Genomic DNA, 9,076 nt, shown 5'->3' on the forward strand with positions numbered 1-9,076 from the left:
GAGGGCTGCCACCAGTCCCGGTGCGGTGTCGAGGGCGCGCAGCTCGTCGACGGTGAACCAGCCGAGATCGTCGGCGTCGTCGCCGGCGCGGACGTCCGCCGCGTCGGCGTACGACGCGGGAAGGCACGCGAAGTCACGGATCGCGAACACGTCCCCTCCGGGCGCCGGCCGCTCGACGTACCCCACGAGCTCGCCGACGACCACTGCGAGCCCGGTCTCCTCGAGCACCTCCCGCGCGACCGCCTCGCGGTCGCTCTCGCCGGGCTCCACCTTGCCGCCCGGGATCGACCACGACCCCTTGCTCGGCTCGCGCCCTCGGCGGACGAGGAGGAACCGGCCGCCGCGGTCGACCACCACCCCTCCGACACAGGCGATCGTCCTGGCAACCATGCACGAAGCGTAGGAGGCGATCGCGGCACTTGACGTGTGAGCAGCAAGAGCCCCACCGTGAACCGATGACACTCGGCGCGGGCTGCCCCCGCTGCTCGCTTCCGGTGGCCGAGGAGGCGGCGGGCTGGCGCTGTCCCGACCACGGGGCGATCCAGCCCTTGTGGCGTTCGGCCACGCCCGCCTACGACACCTTCGCCGAGCACCTCGCGCAGGCCGCAGCGATGCCGAGCCTGCTTCCCTGGCCGTTGACGCCGGGCTGGTCGGTCACCGACTTCGGCTGCGTTGGCGGCGGCGAGCTGGACGCCAAGGCCACCTTCATCTCCTGCGCCGGACCGAGCGAGCTCGACGGCGTCGTGGAGCTGACAGTGATCTCCGAGGAGCCTGGCGTCGGACTCGGAGCCCGGTGCGCCGGCGCCTCGCGCACCGACCCGGGCGCCGACCTGGGCGAGGGCCCGCCGCATGCCAAGGTCCGGATCAACGGCCATCCGATCTCGCTGTGGTCGGTGTCGACCAGTGACAACGACGTGACGTTCGACCGCTCCGTGCTCGCCGGCGAGGCGCACGGACGGTGGCTCTGGCTGGTGCTGCGGCCGGCCTCGGCCGTGCTCCTGCTCAAGGACGAGTGGGTTCTGCACGACCTCGCCGCCCTCGGCCCCGAGCTCATCGACCTGCCCTTCGGAGGCTCGCCTCCCGCCTGGTGAGGACGACCAGGGTCGGACGGCGGACGGCGGGCCGGGCCTGTCGGCACCGCCTCATAGGCTGACGTCGTGCGGATCGACCTCCATACCCATTCGGACCGCTCCGACGGCACCGACAGCCCAGCGGAGCTGGTCCGGCACGCCCGTGACCGGCGGGTCGACGTGCTCGCCCTGACCGACCACGACACCACCGAGGGGTGGGCCGAAGCGGCCGACGTCGCCGAGCGCGTCGGGGTCACGCTGGTCCGCGGCATCGAGGTCAGCGCGCGGTTCGGCGGCAAGGGCGTGCATCTCCTCGCCTACCTCCCCGACCCCGACCACCCCGAGCTGGTCGCCGAGCTCGACCGGGTGCTCGCCGGACGCAACAGCCGCCTCCCCGCGATCCTCGAGAGGCTGCGCGGCCTCGGCGTCGACATCGAGGCCGCCGACGTGCGCCGGGTGTCCGGCGAGGCGGCCGCTCTTGGCCGTCCCCACGTCGCCGATGCGCTCGTCGCGCTCGGGGTGGTGGCCGACCGCGACGAGGCGTTCGTCCGGTTCCTCGGGCCCGGCGGCCCGGCGTACGTCGACCGCTACGCCACCGACCTGCCGACGATGATCCGCACCGTCGCCGACGCCGGCGGCGTCAGCGTCATCGCACACCCGTGGGCCTCTCGTCACGACTACCGGGCCCTCGACGAGGCGGGCATCGCGTTCCTGCAGGAGCACGGCCTGTCGGGTCTCGAGATCGACCACCAGGACCACTCCCCGGACGTGCGCGAAGAGCTGCGTGACATCGCGCGCAACCTGGGCCTCGTCGAGACCGGGTCCAGCGACTACCACGGGGTGGGCAAGACCGACCACGACCTGGCCTGCAACACCACCGACCCCGAGCAGTACGCCCGGCTGATGGAGCTGGCCGACGCGGCCGCGGCGCGGTCCGGTGCCCGGACACCCGAGGTGGTGGGTCGCGCGTGAGCACGCCCGCGGCCGAGGTCCAGCTCGGGTTCGAGGGGATGCCGACGCGGCTCTACCCGGCCACGCCGTCGCGGTTGACCACCTTTCTCGACTGTCCGCGGCGCTACCGGATGGCCTATCTCGACCGGCCGACTCCTCCGAGAGGGGCGCCCTGGGCGCACAACTCCGTCGGGGCGGCGGTGCACACCGCCCTCGCGAGGTGGTGGGACCTGCCGGAGCGGAGCCGCACCCCCGAGGCCGGCGGGATGCTGCTGGTCCGCGGCTGGCTCACCGACGGCTTCCGCGACGGGCGGCAGTCGCTCGACGCGCGGGAGCGGGCCCGGGAGTACGTCGAGCGCTACCTCACCGACGTCGACCCGGCGGTGCGGCCGATCGGCGTCGAGCGCACGGTGTCGTTGCGGACCGCCCGCGCCGCGCTGTGGGGGCGGGCCGACCGCATCGACGACCGACCGGGCGAAGGCGTGGTGGTCGTCGACTACAAGACCGGCCGGTCGGTCCTGACCGTCGACGACGCCCGTGCCTCGATGGCGCTGGCGGTCTACGCCGCCGCGACGGCCCGCACCTTGCGACGTGCCTGCACCCGGGTCGAGCTGCACCACCTGCCCACCGGCGACGTCGTCGCGTGGGACCACACCGACGAGTCGCTGGAGCAGCAGCTGCGGCGCGCCGACGACCTGGCCGCCGAGCTCGGGGTCCTCGACTCGGCGTACGACGCGGGCCTGTCCCGGGTCGAGGCCGACGAGGCGTTCCCGGCGCACGTCGGCCCACGATGCGGATGGTGCGACTTCCGCTCGTCGTGCCGCCCCGGCCAGAGCGTCCCGCCCCACAAGTCCTGGGACGGCATCGACGACTAGCGTCGTCCGACGTGCTGGAACCTCGCCAGCAGCGACGCCGGCAGGTGTCTGGCCACCGCCGTCAGCACCTTGTACCTCTTGCCCGGCACCGACACCGACTTCCCGTGGTCGAGGTCGGCCAGGGCGTCGCGCACCAGCCGATCCGGGTCGAGCCACAGGAACCTCGGTGCGGAACCACGGCCGACGCCCATCCGGGCGTGGAACTCCGTGCGCGTGAACCCGGGGCACAGCGCCATCACGCGCACGCCTCGGCCGCGGTAATTGGCGTCGGCCCACCGGCTCATCGACGTGACGTACGCCTTCGCGGCGCCGTAGGTGCCGCGGCTCAGGAAGCCGGCGACGCTCGACACGTTGACGATCGAGCCGGACCCTCGCTCGACCATCGCGCCGAGGGCGGCATGGCTCAACCGCAGCACCGCGGTGACGAGCACGTCGAGCATCTGCTGCTCGTCCTCGACGGAGTTGTCGAGGAACGGCCGCTTGTGCCCGAAGCCCGCGTTGTTGACCAACAGGTCGACCGGTCTCGTCGGGTCGGCGACCCGCCGCTCGACCTCCGCCAGTGCGGCTCGGTCCGCCAGGTCGGCGACGATCACCTCGGTCACGACGCCGTGGTCCCGCTCGAGGTCCGCGGCCAGGTCGCGGAGCCGCCGCTCGTCCCGCGCGACCAGCACGACGTCGTAGCCTCGCTGCGCCAGCTGCCGGGCGAACGCGGCGCCGATCCCGGCCGTGGGGCCGGTGACCAGTGCGGTGCGGCGGGTGCCGGCCGGTGCGGCCGCGGAGCCCAGGGACATGGCGGTCATCGTTCCACGGACCGCCGCCGGACCGGCGCCCCGCCTCGGGCAGAATGTGCCGGGTGACCATCACCCTTGCCGTCGCGAACCAGAAGGGCGGCGTCGCCAAGACGACGACCGTCGCCTCCCTGGGCGCCGCGCTGGCCGAGCGCGGTCAGAAGGTCCTGCTCGTCGACCTCGACCCGCAGGCCTGCCTGACCTTCTCCCTCGGCATCGACCCGGAGGACCTCGAGCTGTCGGTGCACCACGTGCTGACCAAGGGCGTGTCGATCGGCGAGGTGCTGATCGAGACCGACGACGGGGTCGACCTGCTGCCGGCGACCATCGAGCTGGCCCGCGCCGAGGCCGACCTGCTCACGCGCACCGGTCGGGAGCACGTGGTGAAGATGGCGGTCGAGGACCTGCCCGACGGCGGGTACGACTGGGTCCTGCTCGACTGCCCGCCGTCGCTCGGCGTACTCACCGTCGCCGCCCTCACCGCCGCCGACGGTGTGCTGATCCCGTTGCAGTGCGAGACGCTCTCGCACCGAGGGGTGGGGCAGCTGCTCGACACCGTCCACGACGTCCGCCGGTTCACCAACCGCAAGCTCGAGGTCTGGGGTGTGCTGCCCACGTTGTACGACGGCCGCACCAACCACGCGCGCACGGTGCTCGAGACCATCTCGGACACCTACCACCTCGACGTGATCGAGCCGCCCATACCGAAGTCGATCCGTTTCGCGGAGGCCCCGGCCGCCGGCCGATCGATCCTCGGCACCAGCCGCACCCACAAGGGTGCCGACGCCTACCGGGATGTCGCGGCCAACCTCCTCAACCGGAGCCATCGACCCGCCTAGAGTGCGGGCATGGGCACCCCTCGTGACCACGTCCCGCCCCGGCACTCACGACGCCCGCGGCACCGCGTCCGCTACCAGCGCGTCTCCGCCGCCCTGAGCGCTTGCGGGATCACGCTGGTCGCGGTGCTCGGTGGGGTGGGCCTGCTGCCGGAGTCGGAGACCCAGGTGGTCGCGCGCACCGGCCCGGTCACCGGCGCCGGGCTGCAGGCGGCGCTCACGGCGGCCACGACCGACAGCAGCACGACCGTCGACGACGGGAAGTTCACCCGGTCCGACGAGAAGAGGCAGCGGCTCGCCCAGGCCGCCCTCGAGGTGCCGTTCGACAGCGGCGACGGCCGCCGGGTGGTGTTCGACCAGAGCGCCCAGCGGGTGTGGCTGGTCGGTGCCGACGGCGACGTACGACGCACCTACCCGGTGTCCGGCAGCAACGAGGACAACCTGGACCCGGGCAGCTACGAGGTCTACTCGAGGTCCGAACGGGCGTGGGGGATCGACGACGGCGGCACGATGAAGTTCATGGTGCGGTTCGCCCACGGCGAGCGTGCCGCGATCGGCTTCCACGACATCCCCTACAAGAGCGGCGAGCTGGTGCAGTCGCGTACCGACCTCGGCACCCCGCTGTCGTCGGGATGCATCCGGCAGTGGCGACCCGACGCGAAGGCGCTCTGGCAGTTCGCGCCGGTCGGCACGCCGGTCGTCGTGGTCGCCTGACCCCGACCGATACGACGCGACGTTTCGGCGGTCCCGACGGCGCGGCGACAGCAGATGCGTCGCGTCGTATCCGGGGTGGTGGGCGGGGTACGACGCGCGGGGAGAGCTACTCCGAGGCGGTCGCGGCCGACGTGGAGCCCGACCGGCGACGCCGGTTGCGGTTCCTGCTCCGGCTGCGCTGCGGCGAGTCGCCGTCGCCCTGCGGCTCGGCGACCTTGGTCGAGGATGCGTCGACCGGCTCGCCGGACCGCGTGCGGCTGCGGCTGCGTTCGCGGCGCGGCCGGTCGGACCGGCTGCGGCCTTCACCCTTGGCCTCGCCGTCCTTGGCCTTCGGCTCCCGCGGCTTCTCCGGGACGAGGCGGCCCTTGGTGCCTGGCGCGATGCCCTGGTCGTGGAAGAAGTGCTCCGAGCTGGAGTAGGTCTCCGCGACCTCGTCGAACGGGAGCTCGAGGGCCTTGTTGATGACCTTCCAGCGCGTGACATCTGCCCAGTCGACGAACGTGATCGCGATGCCGGTCGCACCCGCACGGCCGGTGCGGCCGATCCGGTGGATGTAGGTCTTCTCGTCCTCGGGACAGCTGTAGTTGATGACGTGGGTCACGTCGGCGACGTCGATGCCGCGGGCGGCGACGTCGGTGGCGACCAGGAGCTTGGTCTTGCCCTCGCGGAACTTCTTGAGCGCCTTCTCGCGGGCGACCTGCTGCATGTCGCCGTGCAGCGGGCTGGCGTCGAAGCCGCGCTCCTGCATGTCCTCGGCGACCCGCTGCGCCTGGCGCTTCGTGCGCGTGAAGACGATGGTGAGCCCGGAGTTCTCCGACTGCAGGATGCGGGCGAGCATCTCGGGCTTGTCGAGGTCGTGCACCTGGTAGATGAACTGGGCAGTCGCCGGCACGGTCTGCTGGGACTCGGAGGACTCGGCCCGGATGTTCATCGGGTGCCGCAGGTGCCGCCGCGAGAGCGTCACGATCGCGCTGGGCATCGTGGCCGAGAAGAGCATCGTCTGACGGGTCTCGGGGGTCTTGGCGATCAGCCGTTCGACGTCGGGCAGGAAGCCCAGGTCGAGCATCTCGTCGGCCTCGTCGAGCACCAGGCACTTCACGTGCGACAGGTCCAGGGCGCGTCGGTTGGCGAGGTCGAGCAGACGACCCGGCGTACCCACGACGACGTCGACGCCGGCGTCGAGCGCCTCGAGCTGCGGCTCGTAGCCGACACCGCCGTAGACGGTCAGCACGCGGGTGCCGCGGTCGGCGCCCGCCAGGGAGAGGTCGTTGGACACCTGGAGGGCGAGCTCGCGGGTCGGCGCCACGACGAGCGCCTGCGGCTTGCCCGGGGCGGCGAGGTCCGCGTAGTCGAGGTCGCGCGGCGAGACGGCGCGCTGCAGCAGCGGGATGCCGAAGGCCAGCGTCTTGCCGGTGCCGGTGCGCGCCTGGCCGATGAGGTCGGTGCCCATGAGGGCGACCGAGAGGGTCATCTCCTGGATCGGGAAGGGGGTCGTGATGCCGGCGCGCTCAAGTGCGTCGGCGATCTCGGGGAGAACCCCGAGCTCTCTGAAGGTGGTCAGGATCTTGCCTGTTCTCTTGGCGTGTAGGTCTGTGCGCCGCCGTCCCAGATGGGGGCTCCCGCTCGTTGCCGAGCGTCGTGCTCTGCGCGACGTCCGTCGTCAGTCTAACGCAGGCAGCCGCTCGGCCCTGCCCGCGCGGGAGCGCGAGCGCTCGTCGGTGGCGGCACTAGGGTGCGGGCATGAGTGAATCGCCCCAGGACCCGACCCCCCAGGGAGGTCGCGTGGAGCGGCCGGTCGCGTTCGAGGACCCGGCGTACCTCGCCGCTGTCGTCGACCTCCTCGGCGTGATCTCCTACGGCGAGATGTCCGCCTTCGAGCGGCTCGCCGAGGACGCGAAGATGGCGCCGAACCTTGCCGACAAGGCGGAGCTGGCCCGGATGGCGTCGACGGAGTTCGGGCACTTCGACCGGCTCCGGGAGCGGCTGGCCGAGCTCGGCGCCGACCCGTTCGAGGCGATGAGCCCGTTCCAGAAGCCGTTCGACGCCTTCCATGCGCGGACCGCCCCGTCAGACTGGCTGGAGGGCCTCGTCAAGGCGTACGTCGGGGACGGGTTGGCCGCCGACTTCTACCGGGAGATCGCCGCGTTCCTAGACACCGGCACGCGGGACCTGATCATCGAGAGCCTGGCCGACGCGGGTCAGTCCCGGTTCGTCGTCGACCGGGTGCGCGGGGCGATCGCGGACGACCACCGGGTCGGTGGTCGGCTCGCGCTGTGGGGGCGACGGCTGATGGGCGAGGCGCTCTCCCAGGCCCAACGGGTCGCCGCGGAGCGCGACGCGCTCTCGGCGCTGCTGTCCGGGGGTGTGGACCGCCCCGGTATGGACCTGGCGGCGATCGGCCGGCTGTTCACCCGGCTGACCGAGAACCACTCGCAGCGCATGGAGGCGCTCGGTCTCGCGGCGTGAGCTAGTGCATCGGGAGGCTCAGGAGCGGAAGCCCACCTGGCCGACGGTCGGGGAGCCGATCTCGACGTACGCCAGCTTGTCGACCGGGACGACCACCCGGCGACCCTTCGTGTCGGTCAGGGACAGCAGTCCCTGGTCGCGCGCGTCCGCCACCGCCTTCTCGACGTCGTCGCCGGAAAGCTCCGTGTCGATGACCAGCTCGCGGCTGGCGTTCTGTACGCCGATCTTGACCTCCACCGGAGGACCTCCTTGTTGCTTCGTGTGCTCGGGGCGTGCTCAGGACTTGCTGTCGGGCTGCTCGTCGGTCCGGGGGAACCCGCGGATCCCGCGCCAGGCGAGGCCGGCCACCAGAGCGGCGGCGTCCGTCTGGTCGACACCGTCCTTGGCGTCCAACCAGAACCTCGCAGAGACCTGCGCCATTCCCACCAGGGACACCGACAGCAGCTTGGCCTGTGCCGGGGGCAGCCCGGTGTCCTCGTGGATGACCTTGGTGATCGACTCCGCGCACTCGCGCGTGACGCGGTCCACGCGTTCGCGGACGGCCGGCTCATTGGTGAGGTCGGACTCGAACACCAGCCGGAACGCCCCGTGCGCGTTGGCGACGTAGTCGTAGAAGACCTGCATGGTGGCGGCGACCCGCAGCTTGTTGTCCTCGGTGGAGGCGAGAGCCTCCCGGGTCGACTCGATGATCGTGTCGCAGGACTGGTCGAGCAGGGCGAGGTAGAGGTCCAGCTTGCCGGGGAAGTGCTGGTAGAGCACCGGCTTGGACACGCCCGCCCGTTCGGCGATGTCGTCCATGGCCGCCGCGTGGTAGCCCTGGGCGACGAAGACCTCGAGGGCCGACTCCAGCAGCTGGGCGCGCCGGGCGGTGCGTGGCAGGCGTCCGCCCCTCGGCTTCTGGTCGTGCGTGGCGGTCACGTCGGTCCCTCTCTGGTGCATTGCCCCCTCGGGCCGATTCCTGCCCGAAGCCTACTCCGGGGTAATGGCCTCGTCGGGACGGTGTCCGCCCCGTGTTCGCCCTGTCTTTGCGCGACTCGAGGAGTCGTCCCGGTCCCGGATCTTCCCGCCATGGGATCAACGGGCCATTTTCGGGAGGCGCGGGTCACTCCTAAATAGTCCGTTTGGACCCTTTTGTGTTGTCCGTTAAGAGAGGATCGTGTGACTCAGACGAATAGGACTCCAGAGTCCGGTTCGCGGGGTGGGGTCACAGCCGGGGGGCTGGGTTCACGACTCGAAGCCCGGGCACGCCGTGCCCAGGCTCGATCTGGACGACCACACCTTGTCGCGCGGGGGCGCGCGCGGTCTACGCCAGTGGGGCTTTCGAACAAGGGGTGGATCAAGTGGGCAACACACCGCACTATCGACGCGCGCGCTCA

General features: G+C 71.7%; 11 protein-coding genes. 6 read left to right on the forward strand and 5 right to left on the reverse strand.

Features of this window, described 5'->3' with window-relative positions; all coding sequences use genetic code 11:
* On the reverse strand, positions 1 to 390 hold a 390-nt coding region (locus tag VFH10_RS09350), incomplete at its 3' end, for an NUDIX hydrolase (protein ID WP_325127850.1).
* 65 nt (positions 391 to 455) lie between these two features.
* On the opposite strand from VFH10_RS09350, the gene VFH10_RS09355 reads away from it, so the two are divergent.
* The 3 genes from VFH10_RS09355 to VFH10_RS09365 all read left to right on the forward strand — a co-directional run bounded on the left by VFH10_RS09355 (position 456) and on the right by VFH10_RS09365 (position 2,896).
* On the forward strand, positions 456 to 1,091 hold the full coding sequence (locus VFH10_RS09355) for a DUF6758 family protein (RefSeq protein ID WP_325127851.1): 636 nt from the start codon (positions 456 to 458) through the stop codon (positions 1,089 to 1,091).
* A 66-nt stretch (positions 1,092 to 1,157) separates the two neighbouring features.
* Positions 1,158 to 2,042 carry a PHP domain-containing protein gene (locus VFH10_RS09360; protein WP_325127852.1) on the forward strand — a complete coding sequence of 295 codons (885 nt, stop codon included), beginning with the start codon at positions 1,158 to 1,160 and terminating at the stop codon, positions 2,040 to 2,042.
* Positions 2,039 to 2,896 (forward strand): PD-(D/E)XK nuclease family protein, encoded by an 858-nt coding sequence (locus VFH10_RS09365; RefSeq protein WP_325127853.1) that lies wholly within the window; start codon positions 2,039 to 2,041, stop codon positions 2,894 to 2,896. Before VFH10_RS09360 ends, VFH10_RS09365 begins: the two co-directional genes overlap by 4 nt.
* On the opposite strand, the gene VFH10_RS09370 is transcribed toward VFH10_RS09365, so the two are convergent.
* Positions 2,893 to 3,687, reverse strand: coding sequence for an SDR family oxidoreductase (locus tag VFH10_RS09370; protein WP_325127854.1), 795 nt, complete (start codon positions 3,685 to 3,687; stop codon positions 2,893 to 2,895). The genes VFH10_RS09365 and VFH10_RS09370 overlap by 4 nt on opposite strands.
* A 53-nt stretch (positions 3,688 to 3,740) precedes the next feature.
* Between VFH10_RS09370 and VFH10_RS09375 the strand changes: the two genes are divergently transcribed.
* Entirely contained in the window at positions 3,741 to 4,523 is a 783-nt protein-coding gene (locus VFH10_RS09375; RefSeq protein WP_325127855.1) for a ParA family protein, read from the forward strand.
* A 9-nt stretch (positions 4,524 to 4,532) separates the two neighbouring features.
* Positions 4,533 to 5,234, forward strand: a complete 702-nt coding sequence (locus VFH10_RS09380) for a L,D-transpeptidase (RefSeq protein WP_325127856.1) — start codon at positions 4,533 to 4,535, stop codon at positions 5,232 to 5,234.
* A gap of 106 nt (positions 5,235 to 5,340) precedes the next feature.
* On the opposite strand, the gene VFH10_RS09385 is transcribed toward VFH10_RS09380, so the two are convergent.
* Positions 5,341 to 6,705 (reverse strand): DEAD/DEAH box helicase, encoded by a 1,365-nt coding sequence (locus VFH10_RS09385; RefSeq protein WP_325127857.1) that lies wholly within the window; start codon positions 6,703 to 6,705, stop codon positions 5,341 to 5,343.
* Positions 6,706 to 6,974: 269 nt separating this feature from the next.
* Here VFH10_RS09385 and VFH10_RS09390 point away from each other — a divergent pair, with 269 nt between their 5' ends.
* A complete protein-coding gene (locus tag VFH10_RS09390; protein WP_325127858.1) occupies positions 6,975 to 7,700 on the forward strand; it encodes a ferritin-like fold-containing protein in 726 nt (241 codons plus the stop codon).
* Between the two features lie 18 nt (positions 7,701 to 7,718).
* On the opposite strand, the gene VFH10_RS09395 is transcribed toward VFH10_RS09390, so the two are convergent.
* Positions 7,719 to 7,937: a DUF3107 domain-containing protein gene (locus VFH10_RS09395; protein WP_325127859.1), complete on the reverse strand. Its 219-nt coding sequence runs from the start codon at positions 7,935 to 7,937 to the stop codon at positions 7,719 to 7,721.
* Between the two features lie 39 nt (positions 7,938 to 7,976).
* Positions 7,977 to 8,639, reverse strand: coding sequence for a TetR/AcrR family transcriptional regulator (locus VFH10_RS09400; RefSeq protein ID WP_414689858.1), 663 nt, complete (start codon positions 8,637 to 8,639; stop codon positions 7,977 to 7,979).
* Positions 8,640 to 9,076 lie beyond the last annotated feature (437 nt).

The organism is Nocardioides sp., assembly GCF_035697785.1.
Lineage (GTDB): Bacteria > Actinomycetota > Actinomycetes > Propionibacteriales > Nocardioidaceae > Nocardioides_B.